Below are 18,792 nucleotides of genomic sequence, written 5' to 3'. Positions count from 1 at the left end.
AGCCAACGACCCGAAGGACGCTGGCTGCATAAGAAAATCGTTAAATTTAAGCCCTGTCGCGGGCGACGGATGCGTTAGTTAGCTGTGCCGGTGCTGGTCACGGCGGCAGCGTTTATCATAGTGACGAACCCACCAGTACTTGTCACAGACCTGTTCATGGCCGCCCACACGTGCCCCGGCAAGCCACAGCACCGCACCGACGAAGATGCTTAACACTGCGCCATGCGCAAAGAACTGCGGCAGGTCAACTTGCGGAAGCTGGTTTAAAATGGAGTAACCGACGCCAACCACCATGACAAGGAGTCCTAAACCCATCAGCGTATTACCGAGTAACGAAGCGTTTCTGCGTTTCATATGTCACCTCCGGAACCTTGGGCCATAGGGAATATCCCTAAAACTTATAGGTCTAGTATAGACAATGAACTAATCAATGAGTGCGTTAGCGATCACATTAGTCAATATCTGCACAACAAATATTTACAAATAACCCTCTGAACAACATCAAATTCTAATGGTTCAGTGGGTAAATTATCGTTTTCCTCGTCGCAATACGGGCAGAATTTTGTCAAGCGCCCCGGCAACCAGTACACTACGCGCCAGAGAACGACCCAAGCAGGATAGAAAAGTGACGATAAAACTGATTGTCGGCCTGGCAAACCCCGGCGCAGAATATGCGGCCACCCGCCATAACGCCGGTGCCTGGTACGTAGATTTACTGGCTGACCGCCATCGCGCCCCGCTGCGCGAAGAGAGCAAATTCTTCGGCTACACCTCGCGGATTAACTTCGCCGGTGAAGATGTCCGTCTGTTGGTCCCGACCACCTTTATGAACCTCAGCGGCAAAGCCGTGGCGGCGATGGCGACCTTCTACCGCATTAACCCGGATGAAATCCTGGTGGCGCACGATGAGCTGGATCTGCCACCTGGCGTGGCGAAATTTAAGCTCGGCGGCGGTCACGGCGGCCACAATGGTCTGAAAGATATCATCAGCAAGCTGGGTAATAACCCCAACTTTCATCGCTTACGCGTCGGAATCGGCCATCCAGGCGATAAAAATAAAGTTGTTGGCTTTGTTCTGGGTAAACCACCGTCAAGCGAACAGAAACTGATTGATGAGGCCGTAGACGAAGCGGCACGTTGTACCGAGGTCTGGCTGAAAGAGGGCCTCACCAAAGCGACCAACCGTTTACACGCTTTTAAAGCGCAATAACCGGTCGCCGTGCGGAATTTTTGCCGCGCACCGTGTATAATAGGCAAAGCTATTTACTTTTCTGCAATCTGTTCCCTGTAACAGGTTGATTATCCAAAGATTAAGGTGATTTAAATCATGGGATTCAAATGCGGTATCGTCGGTTTGCCCAACGTCGGCAAATCCACCCTGTTCAATGCGCTCACCAAAGCGGGTATTGAAGCGGCCAACTTCCCCTTCTGTACCATTGAGCCGAACACCGGTGTCGTGCCGATGCCCGATCCGCGTCTGGACAAACTGGCTGAAATCGTCAAACCGCAGCGTATTCTGCCGACTACCATGGAATTCGTCGACATCGCCGGTCTGGTGAAAGGCGCGTCCAAAGGCGAAGGCCTGGGTAACCAGTTCCTGACCAACATCCGTGAAACCGAAGCTATCGGTCACGTGGTTCGCTGCTTTGAGAATGACAACATCATCCACGTGAATAACAAAGTCGATCCGGCTGACGACATCGACGTTATTAACACCGAGCTGGCGCTGTCCGATCTCGACACCTGCGAACGTGCTCTGCACCGCGTACAGAAGAAAGCCAAAGGCGGCGACAAAGACGCGAAAGCCGAACAGGCCGCGCTGGAAAAATGCCTGCCGCAGCTGGAAAACGCCGGTATGCTGCGCGCGCTGAAAAACCTGACCGAAGAAGACAAGGCGGCCATCAAATACCTGAGCTTCCTGACCCTGAAGCCAACCATGTATATCGCCAACGTCAACGAAGACGGTTTCGAGAACAACCCGTACCTGGATAAAGTTCGCGAAATCGCCGCGGGCGAAGGTTCTGTCGTGGTCGCCGTGTGTGCCGCAGTTGAGTCTGATATCGCAGAGCTGGACGACGCCGACCGTGATGAATTCATGGCGGAACTGGGTCTGGAAGAGCCGGGCCTGAACCGCGTGATCCGCGCAGGCTATGAGCTGCTGAACCTGCAGACTTACTTCACCGCAGGCGTCAAAGAAGTTCGCGCGTGGACCATCCCTGTTGGCGCAACCGCACCGCAGGCGGCCGGCAAAATCCACACCGATTTCGAAAAAGGCTTTATCCGTGCGCAGACCATCGCCTATGAAGACTTTATCACCTACAAAGGTGAGCAAGGGGCGAAAGAAGCCGGCAAGATGCGCGCCGAAGGCAAAGACTACATCGTTAAAGATGGCGATGTGATGAACTTCCTGTTCAACGTCTAAATTAAATTTGTTGTCTCATGAGATTTCATTGAATCTCATGAGGATTAACAAACCTTTTAAAATCCACGCGGTTGCGTGGATTTTTCATTGCATAGTGTCTTAGTTCATCTCCTTTGAGCCGATCGCCAAAGAGTGGTTGCAGATGAAAGACTGGGCCGAACTCACCAAACGCGCCGACTGGATATGCTTGAACGAGTGGTTTTCCCCGCAATCGGTAAACTCCCGGTCAGAGAGATCACCCCACGCCACATTCTAAAATTCATCAGGAAACGGCTAAACGAGGAGCACCGACAGTTGCCGCTGAAGCCCGTCGAACCATTTCATCAGTTTTCGAGTTGGCAGTAGCGACACTTAGAGCTGATAGCGATCCTGTATGGGCCTGTGCGCAAGGCTCTTCCGGCCAATAACACACCGCATAAACAAGCACTGAATCCTCAGCAAATCGGAAAGTTATTAAGCTGTTTTGACAATAGTCGTGGCTCGTACCAGGTTAACTAATGCATGTGGTTGATGTGGTGGACATTGGCGTGTCCTGCAGAAGCCCCCGAAGCTGAATGGACAGAATTCGATCTTGATAACGCCCTGTGGACCATTCCGACAGCGCGGATGAAAGCCCGGAGAGAACACGTTATTCCCCTACCCTTCCAGGCTGTCAAAATGCTCAGAACACCACAGGGATTAACCGGGTATCGGCAGCACCTTTTCCCGGGCAGAAATAATCCGCCAGGACCAATGACATCGCACTCACTGCACCAGCTACTTAAAAGCCTCGGCTGGAGTGGCATTTACAGTCCCCATGCTACCCGAACTACAGGAAGTACGCGTTTAAACGAAATGGGCTATCGACCTGATGCTATTGAGGCCCAACTTGCACACGCTGATACCAACAATGTTCGTCGTACACACAACCATGCAACTTATCTTGATGAGCGTAAAGTGATGATGCAGGAATGGGCTGATATGTTGGACAAATGGGTAGCAGGATTCGAGTAGCACTTAGTGAACCACGAGATAGAACTCATTCCTCAGGGTCCACTTTGTGCCAAAAGCAGACGTTGCTTAAACAGTATGAATTGATCTCCGGGGAGCAGGTCACAGTATGTAAGATTCTGTTCTTGCTACAAAAACTCCCGCTCATGCTGGCTCATATCTGATATGGATTATTTAGTCTCACGCGGGTTATAATCGGGCAAGATAATAAACAACGATAGGGAGATGAAGATGAGTTCCGCAGTCACACCGCAGCTAGTTCAGCGAGTTTTTGAACTGTACTTGGAAAATAAATTGGTCGTTAATCGTCGATACCAAAGAAAGTTGGTTTGGACTATTGAAGAGAAGGAAAAATTTATCGACTCGCTTGCCAGTGGGTATCCGATACCACTGATACTAACGTCTAAACAAGAAGAAAGTGGTGCAGATGTTGGTGTATTAGAGATTTTAGATGGGTTGCAACGACTTAATGCTATTACATCTTTCATTGAATGTGACTTTTCTTTAAATGGAAAGTATTTTGATTTGGAAACCACATCTCTAACAAAAAAACAAAAAGACAGTGGGGAGTTATTGCAAAAAACACCAATATTAGATAATAAAACTTGCTCTGCAATACTTAACTATCAAATACCATTTCTGACAACACATATAAACACGCCAGCCTTTATAGATGAAACCTTCAGGAGAATAAACACTGGAGGAAGAAGGTTGTCCATGCAGGATGTAAGGCAGGCTGGATCACTAGGAATAGTTCCTGAAACAATAAATAGAATATCTAACTACGTTAGAAAGGATTCATCTAGAACCGATGTGGTAACACTGAGAAACATGAAAAACATCAGCATTGGTGATGACAGGCTAAATTACGGAATAAACATAAACGACATATTCTGGGTAAAAAGCGACATTATAAGAAAAGAAGATATAAGAGAATCAAGAGATGAGGAGTTGATAACTCATTTATTGAGTTATGTATCAGTACCAAGAGAATGCCATACGACATCAGACTATTTAAATAAAGTTTACGATGCTTCAACGAGAGAGCATCAGAACTTAGCTAGTACACTGGAAAAATACAAAGAAGACTTTATCATTAAGTCTTTTAACTATATATTCGATGAATTGAATAAAGTATTCAAAGATGACAGGGGAAATTTTTCAGAAACCATATATTCTGATAGAAAACAAAAATCATCAAGATGCTTCCAAGTTATATTCCTATCTATGTATGAGCTTATCATCAACGATGGAATGGCTGTATCTAACTATAAGGATCTACATACCTCTCTGAAAGGCATCTATGACAAACACTATAAGTCCATCATGGGTAACGGGCGAAAGTGGCATAATGATGAAAGGACGGCTTTAATTGAAGCAACTAAGGGGATCATCTCAAAGCACTTTATCAAATCAAAAGACAACACTTTCGAGCCAGGTAACTGGATAAGAAACATAGAAAATATCATTAATGAATCTAAAACCGAACAGCAGTCTTACGATTTCAAAATGGGATTAATGACCCTATCAAACACCAAGCGAGAATTTAACTTTTCACTTGTTGATAAAATATTAAAAACATTAACGGCAATGACAAATAGTATAAGTGGAGAATGCACTGTTATTGTTGGAGTTGCAGAGAGTGAATCTGACGCCAAAGATCATGAAATGAAATTCAGACGCAGCTATATAAAATATAACAATAAGTTTATAGTTGGTATCGATAGCGAAGCTGATTTTCTTCATGGCGGAATAGAACAATATTTAAAGCAACTAAAAGATTACATCGGAAAAACCAAGTTGATATCCGATGATTTCAAAAAAAGAGTATTAAACAGACTTTCAAATTTCACCTATAAGGAAAAGGAAATACTTATTTTCAGGGCTGAGAGAGGCATTTCACCAGAAGCATATGACAATAAGTATTATGAGAGGCACTTATCTCATAATGCAGAGGTAACACCAGGTGCAGCAATGAATGACCTATTTAGAAGATTTTGATTTATTTCTAAAGAAAGTGCTTCGGCTAATTCCCATAGCTAACCAAGGAGCGCCCAAAGATGGGCGCCCACCTCCAGAAATTTTTCTGCCTCTTGCCGACTGAATCTCAGATGCGTTGACCAGCTCCCCGTTGATTAATACACCGCGATGTTAGTAATGTCTTCATCAGTCACATGAGGACATCCCCATGAAGAAGAGATTTTCCGACGAACAGATCATCAGTATTCTCCGCGAGGCCGAAGCCGGAGTTTCAGCCCGGGAACTCTGCCGTAAGCATGCTATTTCAGGCGTTACCTTTTACACCTGGCGCAAGAAGTTTGGCGGCAAGGAAATTCGATAACCATCTATAAATCCTGCGTAATATTAAAAAATATAACTTTACACTCAACCTGCTGCGTAATGGACATGGAATGTCCGCTCCTCGCTCAAAGCTGACCTCATAACCTGGCTTTCTGTCCGCTCCGTGTCAGAAGCGGACCTGTTACCCAGGTCTGTGTACAACCCCATCTTCATTCCAAATTCTCAATGTATCGATAACCGCTCGCAACGCGGGTGACACATTGCGGTGCGGATAATAGAGAAATGAGCCTTCCAGGCGGTGGCTGTAGCGTTGTAAAACTCTGATGAGTGAACCCTGTTCTAAATCATCGGACACCAACTCTTGCGGAACATAAGCCAGCCCCAGGCCCAATCTTGCCGCTTTGGCTTCCATATAGCTGTCGGCGAAAGCCCACTGCCCCTGCGGCCGGTGGGTGATTTTTTTACCATCCTGGTGAAGTTCCCATGCGTACTGGGTTCCGTCGCCAAACTGATAAGCAATGCAAGGATGAACCGCTAAATCTGCGGGGACTTGCGGAAATCCATAGCGGCGAAAGTGATCTGGCGCACCGACGATAGCCATCTCCATGTCGGGGGAAATACGAACAGCAATCATGCCACTGCCTACTTCTGGCCCCAGACGCACACCGGCATCAAATCTCTCGGCAATGATATCGACAAACCGGCTTTCGCTGATGAGCTCCAACCGGATGTCAGGGTAGCGCTGCTTAAACACCGCAAGCTTCGGCAGGAGCAGCTTATCAATAGCGTGTTGACTCGCATTGATGCGTACCGTGCCCGATGGGGACTGGCGATAATGGGCCATCGTGGCGAGTCCCATATCTAAAGCATCGAATCCTGACTCAAGGGTCCGATAGAGCTGCTCACCGGCATGGGTGAGAGATAGTCTGCGCGTGGTGCGCACCAGAAGCTGAACGCCCAATCGTTCTTCCAGCTCGCGCACTGCGCGGCTAATTCCTGACTGCGCCAGGCCAAGCCTCTGCGCGGCGGCGGTAAAACTCCCTTCTCGCACGACCTGCATAAACAGATAGAGATCGTTATAGTTTTCCCGTTTCGCCATCATCCCGCTCCCGACACTGCATCACCATTTAGAACATTATGATATTAATCCTAGCATTTTCACCCCACTAATCAGCACTATTTCTGCTAACTATAATGAGCGCATTGCAACAAAGCACAGCAGCGTTGTCCGTATGAAACCTGTATCTGGCACGTTTTAGGAAGGGGATTTTGATGACTGCTTTCACCCAAAAATTGACAGCCGCGATACCCGCCATGCTGTTATGCGCATCATTAAGTGGAATCACAAATATGAGTTACGCTGATACAACCAATCCGAACGCGCCCGTTTCGCTGGTCGAGAAATGGGATAAAACTTTTGCTCAGAGCGCGAAAGTTGATCACCGGAAGGTGACCTTTCCGAACCGCTACGGGATCACCTTAGTCGGGGATCTCTACGTCCCGAAGGATCGTGGTGATCGCAAGCTGGCGGCTATTGCTGTTAGCGGCCCCTTCGGGGCGGTGAAAGAGCAATCCAGCGGCCTGTATGCGCAGACGCTGGCTGAACAGGGATTTGTCGCTCTGGCTTTCGACCCTTCATACACGGGAGAAAGTGGTGGCTCTCCGCGTAATGTCGCCTCTCCGGATATCAATACCGAGGATTTCAGCGCGGCGGTTGACTTCTTAGGCCTGCAAAAAGAGGTGGATCGCAACCGTATCGGGCTGCTCGGTATCTGCGGATGGGGCGGTATGGCCTTAAACGACGCCTCGATGGATACGCGCGTCAAGGCGGTGGCGACCAGCGTGATGTATGACATGAGCCGTGCGATAGGTCATGGCGTGGGCGATGGCAAAGACCGTTACACCACAGCGGATCGTCGCGCCGTATTACAGTATCTGAACGCACAGCGTTGGAAGGATGCTGAAAATGGCGCTTTCGCGCCAGGCGGGCATGACATTTATGTTGATGCGAAGGGCAACGTCACCGCTTCCGATCGTATTCTGCCAGAAACGCTGCCCGCGAATCCTAATCCGGTATTGAAAGAGTTCTTTGATTATTACCATATGCCGCGTGGTTTCCATGCGCGTTCGGTCAACTCAACCGGTGCCTGGAATGCAACCATGCCGCTGTCATTTATGAATATGCCGCTACTGAGTTACGCCAATGAAGTCACTATCCCTACGCTTATTGTGACCGGCGAAAAAGCCCATTCACGCTATTTTGCTGAAGATGCCTTTAAGGCAATCGGCAGCAAGGAGAAAGAGCTTGTAATTGTTCCGGGGGCAAACCACGTTGATCTGTACGACAACGATGCTGGCAAGATCCCATTTACTAAATTTGAGCAGTTTTTCAAAGCCAACTTAAGATAACGACCTGAAGTCGCCTGATATTTGCAGGCGGCTTTTCATCGTCTGCACATCATTCTCACCCACGTTTTTGTCGTTATTCCCTGAATAGCGTCTGTCCCGACTGCGGCTAAATCTCGCCGGCGCGATATGAAGAGAAGCTGATAATGTTCACAGTAAGTCCTAAAACATCACCCAACAAAACAAATGCACACTGGGGAGCCGTGTTTGCCATGGCACTCTGCGTGTTTGTGCTAATCGCTTCCGAGTTTATGCCGGTCAGCCTGCTTACGCTTATTGCCAGCGATCTGCAGATTACTGAAGGGCTGGCAGGCCAGGGAATTGCTATATCTGGTGCGCTGGCGGTACTGACCAGCCTGACCATCACCCATATTGCTGGCGATCTGAACCGAAAATATATACTGCTGGGGCTGACAGTCTTAATCGCTATATCGGGAATCGTTATCGCCATGGCGCCCAACTATCCGGTGTATATGCTAGGAAGGGTTATGATTGGTATCGCCATCGGGGGGTTCTGGTCAATGTCGGCTGCAACCGCCATTCGGCTCGTGCCACAACACCAGGTTCCCCGCGCACTGGCGATTTTTAACGGTGGGAACGCGCTGGCGACCGTAATAGCTGCACCGCTGGGTAGCTATCTGGGGGAGACCGTCGGTTGGCGTGGCGCTTTTTACTGTCTCGTTCCCCTTGCGATAGTCGCGTTCATCTGGCAATGCATCAGCCTGCCTTCAATGGAAAACAATAAGCCGCAAAAGCCTCAGGGGTCTGTGCTTCCCCTGTTTAGCGTCTCCATCGTACCTATGGGACTGCTGGCGTGTGGACTCTTCTTTATGGGGCAGTTTGCCTTGTTTACCTACGTACGCCCCTTCCTGGAGACTGTACCCAAAGTGGGTCCTTTTGGTCTCTCTCTGATTTTGCTTGCGTTAGGCATAGCAGGTTTTGTTGGCACATTAGTCGTATCGACATTCTTGAACGCCAGGTTTTATCAAACCTTAATAATGATCCCCTTACTTATGGCAGCGGTAGCCGGTACGTTACTGCTGCTCGGACACAGCACCTGGGTGGTTGCCGTTTTGCTAAGCCTGTGGGGGTTACTGGCCACGGCTGCGCCTACGGGATGGTGGATATGGGTAGCACGAGCGCTACCCGCTGACGCTGAGGCAGGTGGAGGTCTCATGGTTGCGGTGATCCAGCTCTCGATTGCTATTGGTTCAACGGCAGGAGGCATGGTATTCGACAGCCTGGGATGGCGAAGTGCCTTTGGTTTGAGTGGTTTGTTACTGCTGGCGGCTGCAGCGGTGACATTTGTTACATCGCATCAAAACAGTAAAGCACACTAGCACGATCCCTTTATTTCTGGCGCTCTCTTTGTCATGACATACAGCAGAGATCTGAATGTTCGCCCATAGCGGATATTTGTATTTTTTAGAGGAGGACGGTGATGACTTCCCCTCCTCTTACGCAATACGGTGCCTGACCGAAGCAATACTGTGTGCAATGCGCATCCGTACTTAGGATGCAAACCGAAGCCCTTTCCCGGTGGCTTTAAGCGCCGACCGTTTTCAGGCCTGCCGCCGGTACAGTGCAAGCCCGGTAGCCATACAGGCCAGCGTTGCCGCACTTATACGATTCATCCATGTCAGATAGCGGACTGACAGGTAACGTGCGGCGTAATAGCCAGCCATGGCGTAGCACGCCATAATAACGACATCAATCATAACGGTCAGTAATGCAAAAGAGACATACTGGGGTATAGCCGGTTGTGTCGTGTCCAGAAATTGCGGCAGAAACGCGCCAAAAAATAACAGTCCCTTGGGGTTAGACAGCGCGGCAAACAGGCTCCGGAGAAACGCTGAGTTACCGCGCGTGACATGAGGATAAGCAGCGTTTACTTCCGTAGAGAGTCGGGATGAAACCTTTGCCCGGAAAAGAGACACGGCCAGCCACAGGAGATAAATCACCCCCACCCATTTGACCACGCTGAAAAGTGTTTCCGATGCCACCATGACGGCCCCGAGGCCAAGCGCGACAGCACCGATCAGTATGATATCTGAACATGCAGCCCCCAGTATTCCCATGCTAATCACTTTTGCCCTCCTGGTTGTACCGTTTGAAAGCGCCAGCAGCATGGTAGGCCCCGGAATAATGGTGACGGCCAGAGAAGAAACAGCGTAGAAAATCAGTGTGTTTATCATATGGACTCCTTGTCCCAAAGAGGGGGCTGTTGCACGACAGCAAAATGGTTCTGCGTTAACGTTTGTACTATTAAGCTAGTTTTATAGAGCGAAATACCAAAATACCACAGAACGTCGAAACAGGTGACGTGATATTTTTCCCTATTGATTTAATGACGGAGTGATAGTGGATGATTCATTTATCAGGTCTCTAAAGAGACCGGAAATGATAAATTATGTAACGAGATCAAATACAATACCGTTCTCTTTGCTAACGGCTCTGGCAATATTTCTGCACTATCAAAGATGAGTTATCCAGCGTGTTTCCCTCGCACGCCCACTGCACTATTTTGTCCATCGCCCCTCACCACCGCAACTTAATCCTGCCAGTGCACAAGCATAGCCAGCGTTGTCACCCACCCGCCATGACACACTAATGCTCTCTCTTTAACCCCGAAATCCACTTAAGGGATAAGGTAATCGAAAGATGGCGAGCTATTTCTTTTCTCTTCCTGACATCTATTTTGGTGACGACGCAATTCACACATTGCAGCGCCTGAACCATAAAAATGTGGCCATTGTGACCGACAATTTTATGGTGACATCCGGTAAAACGCGCTACCTGATTAATGAAATGCCGCAGGCCAGTGTCTCTATTTTCAGCGACGTCAAACCCGACCCCAGCGTGGAAATTCTGCAGGCTGGCGCCACCCAGTTTAAAAGCTTTAAGCCGGACGTCATCATCGCCCTCGGCGGAGGCTCTTCTCTGGATGCCGCCAAAGGGATTAAGGTGACGCTGGAGGAGTACCTACCCGGCCACGCCATCGAGCTTATCGCTATTCCAACCACCAGCGGTTCCGGGTCTGAAGTGACCGCCTACGCGATTATCTCCGACCCGCAAAACGGTCGTAAATATCCTCTGATTGCCGAAGCCCTGGTTCCGGACTGCGCGATCCTCGACCCTAACCTGGTGCTGTCCGTTCCTCGCCAGGTCGCGGTGGATACCGGCATGGACGTACTGACCCACGCCATTGAGGCGCTGGTGTCCACCGGGGCAAATGACTTTAGCGACGCGCTCGCGGAGAAAGCCATTGCGCTGGTCTGGCAACACCTACCCGAAGTGTTTGACGATGAGCACAATATTGCGGCGCGGGGCCATATGCACAACGCCTCCTGCATGGCCGGCATGGCATTTAACTCGGCAGGACTAGGGTTAGTGCACGGTATGGCGCACGCCATCGGCGGGATGTTGCATATTGCGCACGGCAAAATTAACGCCATGCTGCTGCCCCTCATTATTGAACACAATGCCCGGCACGCCCCGCGTGCGCGGATGAGATACCTGAAATGCGCCGCCATCATGGGTATCCGCGGCGAAACGCCAGACCACACCCTGAGGGCGCTGACAGCCAGCATCCGCGAGATGAATCAGCGGTTTGGCATTCCCTCCACGCTGCAGGCGCTGGGCAAAGCGCCGGCGGACGTTGGATCCCTGCGCCAGGCGCTGATCGCCGCCACCTTAGCGGATGGCTGCACGCTCACCAATCCCTGTCGCCCCAGCTCCGCGGATGTCGACGGTCTGCTGAGCGCCATCGCCGGCTGAATCTGGACAAGATTGTCCTGCCGGCGGCGGACCGTCAAAAAAGTCCTGCGTAACCGCAAAAAGGCCAGCGCGGGACTGAATATGCTGGTACCGCTCTTTTCATCACTTTCAGGTTGTTGACGCTATGAATGACACCCAGCAGCAAGCCGAATGGATCGCCCGTGAAATCCTTCAGGAACTTAAGACCCGCGGCCCGGTCGCACTACGCGCTGAATACCGTACCGCGCCGACGTTGAGCATCCCCGTTGGCATCTCGAACCGCCACGTCCATCTGAGCCGCGAAGATATGGACGTCCTGTTTGGCTATGGTTCCACCCTCACCCGCATGAAAGCGGTTAAACAGCCGGGCCAGTATGCCGCCGAAGAGACGGTGACGCTGCGCGGGCCAAAAGGAGAACTCACGAAAGTGCGGGTCCTGGGCCCACTGCGCAGCGCCACCCAGATTGAAATCTCCGTCTCCGACGGCTTCGCCCTCGGCGTCAAGGCGCCGGTCAGAATGTCTGGCGATCTGCAGGACTCGCCGGGGATCGAGATTATCGGCCCGCGTGGACGGGTCAGCAAAAGCGACGGCGCCATTGTCGCCTGGCGACATATTCATATTTCACCTGCCGAGGCCGAGCAGCACGCCCTGCGCGACGGCATGGAGATTGACGTGCACATCGACGGGCATCGCGGCGGGATCCTCAGCCACGTGGTAGTCCGCGTGAGCGCCGATGCGGTACTGGAAATGCATGTTGATGTTGAAGAGGCCAACGGCTTCGGCCTGCGCAACGGCGATTGCGTCACACGCGCAGTCACGGACCGCCATCATGGCTGACAGCGTCATGCCCGGTTGCTGAGGAGAATCACCATGGATGCACTGCAGCTTTCGCAGCACCTCGACAGCCTTATTGCCGACATGCTGGCGCAACGCCGACAACGCCTACAGGCCCACAACAAGGTCATGCGGGTGGTCATCAGCGGGGAGGATCTCACCGCGCTCCCGACGACGCTGGATTGCCTGGCGGCGTTGGATCGCAGCGGCTATTTGCTGGTCATGACCTTCTCCCACAGCGCCATGCAGGCGTCGCTGCCCTCATCCTGTCTGGCGGCGCTGGCGCGTCGTGGCGTCGACGCCCTGTGTGACAACCGGGACCCCGGACAAACAGAAGCTGCGTTCTCCGGCCTGTATCTGCCCTCGTTGTCCACCAACAGTCTGAGCAAAATCGCGTTAGGTATTCGCGATAACCGGGTGTGCCGCTGGGCTTTTCACGCCCTGAGCCGGAGTACCCCGACAATCGTCACGCTCAATGCCGAGTGCCGGGACGACCCCGACAACCTGCTCCCACCAGCGTTCCGGGCGCGGCTGGCTAGCTACGTCGCCACAATCGGGGAGTATGGCATCACGGTGATTGGCCGCCCCATGGCGAAGCGCGAGCCCAGCCCGCTAATGCCGGCAGGTAAGGCGCTGCTCACGCTCAGCGATGTGCGCCAGCACCCCACAGGGGCGGTGATGTCCATCGGACCGCGGACGCTTATCACTCCCGCCGCGCGCGATGCCATTCGCGACCGGGGTATTGTCATTGCGCAGCAACCGCAGGAGGAAATATGTATCTGGCAAAAGTAACCGGGGCGCTGGTTTCAACCACTAAACACGCCTCGCTCAACGGCGCGAAATTGCTGATTGTCGCCCGTCTGGATGAACACTATCAGCCCACCGGCACGGCGCAGGTCGCCGTCGACTTTGTTGGCGCGGGGAATGGCGAAACGGTGATCGTCACCACCGGCAGCTCCGCGCGGATGACCACCAGCAAAGAGCATTCCGTCATTGATGCCGCCGTGGTCGGCATTGTCGATTCGCTCGATCTGAACGCCCTGTAAGGGCCACGGAGGAGACACCATGCGCCCCACCCCGAATGCCGAGCTCGATCGCTGTATCAATGAAGCGATTACCCGTCAGCTAACCTCGCCTCCGGCCTCGCTGAGCCTGACGGATGCGGCCACTCTGGCCCACTATGCCGAAGCCGCCGCCAACGAGCTGCACGTGCCCATCGTTTTCAGCCTGGTAGATGCCCACGGCCTACAGCGTTACTTCTTCAGTCAGGATAACGCCCTGCTGATCAGCCATACCCTGGCGACGCAAAAGGCGTGGAGCGCGGTCGCCCTCAGGATGCCGACGCAGCGGCTCGCGGGCGAAGTCCAGCCCGGCGCCAGCCTGTATGGCTTGCAGCATTCACAAGGTCTCTGCTGCGTTGGCGGCGGGCTGCCCTGCTGGTCAGCCGGGGTCTTGCTCGGCGCTATCGGGATCAGCGGTGGAAGCGTCGAGGAAGATATGGCGATTGCCACCCGGACGCTGGAATGTTTCAGCCGCGAGCGATTTTCACTCACACCATTCAATGAATCTTTCTAAACAAAAACAGCCATATGCAGGGGTTATTATGTCGTCAGCGTCACTGGTTCTGGTTATCAACTGTGGGTCATCATCCCTTAAGTTTTCCGTTATTCCGCGTAACCAGCAAGCCCCGGTGCTCTCCGGGATTGCGGAGAAACTCGGGCTACAGGACGCCAGCATCAGCTTTAAAGATGCGGCGGGAAATAAAACCAGCGAGGCGCTTCAGGGTGCCAGCCATACCTGCGCTCTGAAGGCGCTGTTTACCCGGCTTGAAGCGCTGGCGTTGCTGCCGGATGTGGGCGCCATCGGCCATCGGGTGGCGCACGGCGGGAGTGATTTCAAGCACTCGGTGCGCGTGACGCCGGCGGTCATCGAGCGTATTCGGGAACTATCGGCGCTGGCGCCGCTGCACAATCCCGCCAACCTGATGGGGATTGAGGCAGCGATGGCCCTGCTACCCGACCTGCCGCAGATTGCAGTGTTTGATACCGCCTTTCATCAGACGCTGCCGCCGGAAGCCTACACCTACGCCATCCCGCTGACCTATTTACAGCAGCTGCAGGTCAGACGCTACGGCTTTCATGGCACGTCTCACCGCTTTATCGCCACCGAAACCGTCGAGCGCCTGAGGCTTGATCCCGCCGACCACGGCATTCTGATCGCCCATCTCGGCAACGGCTCGTCGGTCTGCGCGGTGAAAAATGGCCACAGCGTGGATACCTCGATGGGCATGACGCCGCTCGAGGGCCTGGTGATGGGCACCCGCTGTGGCGACCTCGATTTAGGCGCAGCGGCCTATATCGCCCGCTGCACCGGGCAGACAATCGAGTCGCTCTATAACATGGTCAATAACGAAGCCGGGCTGTTTGGTCTGTCGGGTCTTTCCAGCGATTGCCGCACGTTACAAGAGGCCCGCAGCCACGGCGATCCCCGGGCAACCCTCGCGATTGACGTCATGGTTCACCGTCTCGCCCGCCATCTTGGCGCCCATCTGGCCTCTCTGCATCGCTTCGACGCGCTGATCTTTACCGGCGGTATCGGGGAAAACTCGGCGCTGGTGCGCGAGCTGACCGCCGGGCGGCTGGCAATCTTCGGCGTGCAGCTCGACCCGGCCAGCAATGCGCAAATGGTGGGCGGTCGCCAGGGGATCATTTCACGTCCGGGTTCGCCGGTTGTCGCGGTAATCCCCACCAATGAAGAGCAGATGATTGCGCAAGATGCCGCAGCGCTTGCCCCGCAGCTGGAAGGTGCCGCCTGAGCGTTTTTCCACCGTTGTCATTCGGGGAGGATTTTATTGTCCAGCTGAAAACGGGAAAACAAGAAAGTCTCTCTGACGGGCAAAACATTTTGTCCATCGCGCAATAACATCGTAGTGCATGAATTTATTAAGTCGATGAACTCAACCCCTGCGGTTATTTCATGACTTGCTTTTACTCTCACCTGGAAATATTGAGGTCGTTATGCAACAAGAAGCATTAGGTATGGTTGAAACAAAAGGTCTGGTATCCGCAATTGAAGCTGCAGATACCATGGTGAAATCCGCCAACGTCACCCTGGTGGGTTATGAAAAAATTGGTTCCGGCCTGGTGACCGTAATGGTTCGCGGCGACGTTGGTGCAGTAAAAGCGGCCACCGACGCAGGCTCTGCGGCAGCCACCAAAGTGGGCGAACTGGTCTCCGTACACGTTATTCCACGCCCGCATATCGAAGTGGAAAAAATCCTGCCGAAAGCTATCAGTTAATAAAGCCAGAGGATACCGACCATGAGAGATAATCTTGTTGAGCAGATTATATCTGAAGTAATGCACCAGCAGACTGACGATCGAACAAATAACAAAACGGCGGCCAGCTTTATTGGCTGTGGTTTAACAGAATTTGTCGGGACCGCCCTCGGGCATACCATTGGATTAGTCATTGCCAATGTCGATCATCAATTACATGAAGTTATGAACATCGACAAGAAATATCGCTCAATCGGTATTCTTGGCGCCCGTACCGGGGCCGGCCCGCATATCTTTGCAGCGGATGAAGCAATTAAAGCCACCAACAGTGAAATTCTGTCTATTGAGCTGGCCCGCGATACCGAGGGTGGCGGTGGACATGGTTGCCTGATCGTTTTCGGTGCCTCCGATGTCTCCGATGTTCGTCGCGCGGTGGAAGTCGCCCTGGGCGAAATTCAGCGCACCATGGGCGATGTTTATGGCTCCCCGGCCGGTCATCTGGAGTTCCAGTATACCGCCCGCGCCAGCAGCGCCCTTAACAAGGCTTTCGGTGCCCCGATAGGTAAATCCTTCGGGCTGACCTGCGCCTCTCCGGCAGCGATTGGCATCGTGGTGGCCGACGCGGCGGCTAAAGCCGCGGTTATCGAGCCGGTGGGCTACGCCAGCCCGGCGCACGGCACCAGCTTCAGTAACGAAGTGATCTTCACCTTTGCCGGTGATTCCGGCGCGGTACGCCAGGCGGTCATTGCCGCCCGAGACGTCGGAAAACAGCTGCTGGCCACGCTCGACCCGGCCCCCATCACATCAACCACCACGCCGTATATTTGATGATGGCAGTCACGAGCGAAGTGAAGTAAGGAAGATACAGCATGAACGATCTTGATATTACTCAGGCCGTCTCCCGTGTGCTGAGTAAATACACCAAAACGACCGCGCCGGCCCCAGAGCCATGCACCACGGCAGCCACATCGCCGCTCGAAAGCCGCAACATCGATGCGATTGTCGCCAGCGTGCTCGCCAGCCGTACCGAGGCTGCCAGCGCTGTCGACAGTACCTCCGGAGACGGTGTTTTTGCCACCATGGATGCCGCGATCGCAGCAGCGCAGCAGGCGTACATCCAGTATCGCCACTGCTCAATGCAGGATCGCGCCGGCTTTGTTAATGGCATTCGTCAGTTTTTCCTGCAGGAAGAGGTCCTGCACACCCTCTCCACGATGGCGGTTGCAGAAACCGGAATGGGAAATTATGCCGACAAACTGGTGAAAAACCGCGTTGCCGCGCAAAAAACCCCGGGAATTGAAGACCTCACCACCGCGGCGATCAGCGGCGACGGCGGTCTGACATTAACCGAATATTCCGCCTATGGGGTGATTGGCTCAATCACCCCGACTACCAATCCGACTGAAACCATCATCAACAACACCATCGGGATGCTGGCGGCAGGCAACGCCGTGGTGTTTAGCCCACACCCGCGTTCACGTCAGGTGTCGCTGCACTGCGTCACGTTAATTAATCAGCAACTGGCCCGCCTCGGCGCGCCCGCCAATCTGGTGGTAACGGTCGCCAACCCGTCGATTGACAACACCAATGCCTTAATCGGCGACGCGCGTATCAACATGCTGGTCGCTACCGGCGGACCGGGGATTGTGAAAACCGTGATGTCATCCGGCAAGAAAGCGATTGGCGCCGGTGCGGGCAATCCCCCCGTGGTGGTGGATGAAACCGCCAATATCGAGAAAGCCGCCCGGGACATCATCAACGGCTGTAGCTTCGACAACAACCTCCCCTGCGTGGCGGAAAAAGAGGTCATTGTCGTCAATGAGGTGGCGGACTATCTCATTCATTGCATGAAAAAAAGCGGCGCCTGGCTGCTGTGCGACAAGCAGCATATTCAGCAATTACAGGCGCTGGTGCTGAATGAAAAAGGCAACGGCCCGAGCACCGCGTTTGTGGGCAAAGATGCGCGCTACATTTTGCAGCAAATCGGTATCAGCGTTCCGGAGGAGATCAAAGTCATCCTGATGGAAACCGAGCGCGATCACCCCTTCGTCGTGCATGAATTAATGATGCCGGTGTTGCCGGTGGTACGGGTTGAAAACGTCGATGAAGCCATCGATCTGGCGGTAAAAGTTGAGCATGGCCACCGCCACACGGCCATGATGCACTCCACCAACGTCGAAAAACTGACCAAAATGGCGCGGCTGATCCAGACCACTATTTTTGTCAAAAATGGCCCGTCCTACGCCGGGCTAGGCGTCGGCGGCGAAGGTCACGCGACCTTTACCATCGCCGGTCCGACCGGTGAAGGCCTGACCTCGGCCCGCTCGTACGCCAGACACCGCCGCTGTGTGATGGTTGAAGCGCTCAATATTCGTTGACTGAAGCAGGATGGCTGACTCGATCATGAAAAAACGCATTATCAACGCGCCAACGCCGGAAACCCTCGCCATGCTCAAAAGGCGTATGCCTTCAGAAGCGCGAAACCGGCTGGAAGGTCTGCGCATTGACGCCATCGGGTTGATGATGTTGCCAGTACCGGACCTCTATTATTACGCCGACCTGGCAAGTAAAAGCGCACATGTGGCGGTATCGGAGATCTTTGGCAGCTGTCCGCAACATATTACGACGCTGGCGCTATTCGGCGAAATCGCCGCGGTGAATGAAGCCCTGCGTATTATTGAGGATGATGACAGTCCTTTCTGAGCGTTTATTTAACCGGCAGCAAGATTATTGATTAACTCACGTACCCGGCACCACCGTCAGGTAAACAAAATTCAGATGTGGTTATCAACCACGCTTAAATC

Annotated in this window: 18 protein-coding genes and 2 pseudogenes; 17 read left to right on the top strand and 3 right to left on the bottom strand. The window is 52.9% G+C overall.

Annotation, left to right across the window (positions count from 1 at the left end):
- Nucleotides 1-78 precede the first annotated feature (78 nt).
- Complete coding sequence (gene ychH, locus ACMYSP_RS22660) at nucleotides 79-354, bottom strand: stress-induced protein YchH (protein ID WP_434584270.1); 276 nt, start codon at nucleotides 352-354, stop codon at nucleotides 79-81.
- A 271-nt stretch (nucleotides 355-625) separates the two neighbouring features.
- Between ychH and pth the strand changes: the two genes are divergently transcribed.
- The 5 genes and pseudogenes from pth to ACMYSP_RS22635 all read left to right on the top strand — a co-directional run.
- The gene (pth, locus tag ACMYSP_RS22655; RefSeq protein WP_123754778.1) at nucleotides 626-1,210 is read left to right on the top strand and encodes an aminoacyl-tRNA hydrolase; all 585 of its coding nucleotides are present in this window, start codon (nucleotides 626-628) and stop codon (nucleotides 1,208-1,210) included.
- Between the two features lie 117 nt (nucleotides 1,211-1,327).
- Complete coding sequence (gene ychF, locus ACMYSP_RS22650) at nucleotides 1,328-2,422, top strand: redox-regulated ATPase YchF (RefSeq protein ID WP_123754779.1); 1,095 nt, start codon at nucleotides 1,328-1,330, stop codon at nucleotides 2,420-2,422.
- Between the two features lie 109 nt (nucleotides 2,423-2,531).
- Nucleotides 2,532-3,415: pseudogene (locus ACMYSP_RS22645) on the top strand (tyrosine-type recombinase/integrase); the annotation flags it as partial.
- A gap of 228 nt (nucleotides 3,416-3,643) precedes the next feature.
- Entirely contained in the window at nucleotides 3,644-5,413 is a 1,770-nt protein-coding gene (locus ACMYSP_RS22640; protein WP_434584267.1) for a GmrSD restriction endonuclease domain-containing protein, read from the top strand.
- A gap of 187 nt (nucleotides 5,414-5,600) precedes the next feature.
- Nucleotides 5,601-5,747 (top strand): annotated as a pseudogene (locus tag ACMYSP_RS22635) (transposase); the annotation flags it as partial.
- Between the two features lie 147 nt (nucleotides 5,748-5,894).
- Here the strand turns inward: ACMYSP_RS22635 and ACMYSP_RS22630 are convergent.
- On the bottom strand, nucleotides 5,895-6,812 hold the full coding sequence (locus ACMYSP_RS22630; protein WP_434587259.1) for a LysR family transcriptional regulator: 918 nt from the start codon (nucleotides 6,810-6,812) through the stop codon (nucleotides 5,895-5,897).
- A 173-nt stretch (nucleotides 6,813-6,985) separates the two neighbouring features.
- Between ACMYSP_RS22630 and ACMYSP_RS22625 the strand changes: the two genes are divergently transcribed.
- On the top strand, nucleotides 6,986-8,122 hold the full coding sequence (locus tag ACMYSP_RS22625) for an alpha/beta hydrolase (RefSeq protein ID WP_434584265.1): 1,137 nt from the start codon (nucleotides 6,986-6,988) through the stop codon (nucleotides 8,120-8,122).
- A gap of 143 nt (nucleotides 8,123-8,265) precedes the next feature.
- Nucleotides 8,266-9,459 (top strand): MFS transporter, encoded by a 1,194-nt coding sequence (locus ACMYSP_RS22620; RefSeq protein ID WP_434584263.1) that lies wholly within the window; start codon nucleotides 8,266-8,268, stop codon nucleotides 9,457-9,459.
- A gap of 222 nt (nucleotides 9,460-9,681) precedes the next feature.
- Here ACMYSP_RS22620 and ACMYSP_RS22615 read toward each other — a convergent pair whose 3' ends face one another.
- Nucleotides 9,682-10,314, bottom strand: coding sequence for a LysE family translocator (locus tag ACMYSP_RS22615; protein WP_434584261.1), 633 nt, complete (start codon nucleotides 10,312-10,314; stop codon nucleotides 9,682-9,684).
- A gap of 466 nt (nucleotides 10,315-10,780) precedes the next feature.
- Here ACMYSP_RS22615 and ACMYSP_RS22610 point away from each other — a divergent pair, with 466 nt between their 5' ends.
- The 10 genes from ACMYSP_RS22610 (at nucleotide 10,781) to ACMYSP_RS22565 (ending at nucleotide 18,691) form a co-directional block, all read left to right on the top strand.
- Nucleotides 10,781-11,896, top strand: coding sequence for a 1-propanol dehydrogenase PduQ (locus tag ACMYSP_RS22610; RefSeq protein ID WP_434584259.1), 1,116 nt, complete (start codon nucleotides 10,781-10,783; stop codon nucleotides 11,894-11,896).
- 124 nt (nucleotides 11,897-12,020) lie between these two features.
- Nucleotides 12,021-12,713, top strand: a complete 693-nt coding sequence (pduL, locus tag ACMYSP_RS22605) for a phosphate propanoyltransferase (protein WP_434584257.1) — start codon at nucleotides 12,021-12,023, stop codon at nucleotides 12,711-12,713.
- 33 nt (nucleotides 12,714-12,746) lie between these two features.
- Nucleotides 12,747-13,502 (top strand): hypothetical protein, encoded by a 756-nt coding sequence (locus tag ACMYSP_RS22600; protein ID WP_434584255.1) that lies wholly within the window; start codon nucleotides 12,747-12,749, stop codon nucleotides 13,500-13,502.
- Nucleotides 13,484-13,756 (top strand): EutN/CcmL family microcompartment protein, encoded by a 273-nt coding sequence (locus ACMYSP_RS22595; RefSeq protein WP_123754793.1) that lies wholly within the window; start codon nucleotides 13,484-13,486, stop codon nucleotides 13,754-13,756. Before ACMYSP_RS22600 ends, ACMYSP_RS22595 begins: the two co-directional genes overlap by 19 nt.
- A 19-nt stretch (nucleotides 13,757-13,775) precedes the next feature.
- On the top strand, nucleotides 13,776-14,285 hold the full coding sequence (locus ACMYSP_RS22590) for a GlcG/HbpS family heme-binding protein (protein WP_434584253.1): 510 nt from the start codon (nucleotides 13,776-13,778) through the stop codon (nucleotides 14,283-14,285).
- Nucleotides 14,286-14,313: 28 nt separating this feature from the next.
- Nucleotides 14,314-15,525, top strand: coding sequence for a propionate kinase (gene tdcD / locus ACMYSP_RS22585; protein WP_434584251.1), 1,212 nt, complete (start codon nucleotides 14,314-14,316; stop codon nucleotides 15,523-15,525).
- Nucleotides 15,526-15,727: 202 nt separating this feature from the next.
- A complete protein-coding gene (gene grpH, locus ACMYSP_RS22580) occupies nucleotides 15,728-16,009 on the top strand; it encodes a propanediol utilization system shell hexameric protein GrpH (RefSeq protein ID WP_123754796.1) in 282 nt (93 codons plus the stop codon).
- A 21-nt stretch (nucleotides 16,010-16,030) separates the two neighbouring features.
- The gene (gene pduB / locus ACMYSP_RS22575) at nucleotides 16,031-16,816 is read left to right on the top strand and encodes a propanediol utilization microcompartment protein PduB (protein ID WP_434584249.1); all 786 of its coding nucleotides are present in this window, start codon (nucleotides 16,031-16,033) and stop codon (nucleotides 16,814-16,816) included.
- A gap of 41 nt (nucleotides 16,817-16,857) precedes the next feature.
- Nucleotides 16,858-18,366, top strand: a complete 1,509-nt coding sequence (locus ACMYSP_RS22570; protein ID WP_434584247.1) for an aldehyde dehydrogenase family protein — start codon at nucleotides 16,858-16,860, stop codon at nucleotides 18,364-18,366.
- 25 nt (nucleotides 18,367-18,391) lie between these two features.
- On the top strand, nucleotides 18,392-18,691 hold the full coding sequence (locus ACMYSP_RS22565) for a hypothetical protein (protein WP_434584245.1): 300 nt from the start codon (nucleotides 18,392-18,394) through the stop codon (nucleotides 18,689-18,691).
- Nucleotides 18,692-18,792: the final 101 nt, after the last annotated feature.

The organism is Klebsiella sp. R390, from assembly GCF_051131745.1.
Taxonomy (GTDB): Bacteria; Pseudomonadota; Gammaproteobacteria; order Enterobacterales; family Enterobacteriaceae; genus Klebsiella.
The sequence above is the reverse complement of the archived record's forward strand: the minus strand, read 5'-3'. Positions and strand labels throughout refer to the sequence as shown.

Bases quoted from the DNA above. Each gene is read 5' to 3' on its own strand.
- ACMYSP_RS22610 (WP_434584259.1), top strand. From the start codon at position 10,781: ATGGCGAGCTATTTCTTTTCTCTTCCTGACATCTATTTTGGTGACGAC.
- tdcD (WP_434584251.1), top strand. From the start codon at position 14,314: ATGTCGTCAGCGTCACTGGTTCTGGTTATCAACTGTGGGTCATCATCC.
- ACMYSP_RS22595 (WP_123754793.1), top strand. From the start codon at position 13,484: ATGTATCTGGCAAAAGTAACCGGGGCGCTGGTTTCAACCACTAAACAC.
- ACMYSP_RS22600 (WP_434584255.1), top strand. From the start codon at position 12,747: ATGGATGCACTGCAGCTTTCGCAGCACCTCGACAGCCTTATTGCCGAC.
- pduL (WP_434584257.1), top strand. From the start codon at position 12,021: ATGAATGACACCCAGCAGCAAGCCGAATGGATCGCCCGTGAAATCCTT.
- pduB (WP_434584249.1), top strand. From the start codon at position 16,031: ATGAGAGATAATCTTGTTGAGCAGATTATATCTGAAGTAATGCACCAG.
- ACMYSP_RS22565 (WP_434584245.1), top strand. From the start codon at position 18,392: ATGAAAAAACGCATTATCAACGCGCCAACGCCGGAAACCCTCGCCATG.
- ACMYSP_RS22615 (WP_434584261.1), bottom strand. From the start codon at position 10,314: ATGATAAACACACTGATTTTCTACGCTGTTTCTTCTCTGGCCGTCACC.
- ACMYSP_RS22625 (WP_434584265.1), top strand. From the start codon at position 6,986: ATGACTGCTTTCACCCAAAAATTGACAGCCGCGATACCCGCCATGCTG.
- ACMYSP_RS22640 (WP_434584267.1), top strand. From the start codon at position 3,644: ATGAGTTCCGCAGTCACACCGCAGCTAGTTCAGCGAGTTTTTGAACTG.
- grpH (WP_123754796.1), top strand. From the start codon at position 15,728: ATGCAACAAGAAGCATTAGGTATGGTTGAAACAAAAGGTCTGGTATCC.
- ACMYSP_RS22630 (WP_434587259.1), bottom strand. From the start codon at position 6,812: ATGGCGAAACGGGAAAACTATAACGATCTCTATCTGTTTATGCAGGTC.
- ychH (WP_434584270.1), bottom strand. From the start codon at position 354: ATGAAACGCAGAAACGCTTCGTTACTCGGTAATACGCTGATGGGTTTA.
- ACMYSP_RS22570 (WP_434584247.1), top strand. From the start codon at position 16,858: ATGAACGATCTTGATATTACTCAGGCCGTCTCCCGTGTGCTGAGTAAA.
- ACMYSP_RS22620 (WP_434584263.1), top strand. From the start codon at position 8,266: ATGTTCACAGTAAGTCCTAAAACATCACCCAACAAAACAAATGCACAC.
- ACMYSP_RS22590 (WP_434584253.1), top strand. From the start codon at position 13,776: ATGCGCCCCACCCCGAATGCCGAGCTCGATCGCTGTATCAATGAAGCG.
- ychF (WP_123754779.1), top strand. From the start codon at position 1,328: ATGGGATTCAAATGCGGTATCGTCGGTTTGCCCAACGTCGGCAAATCC.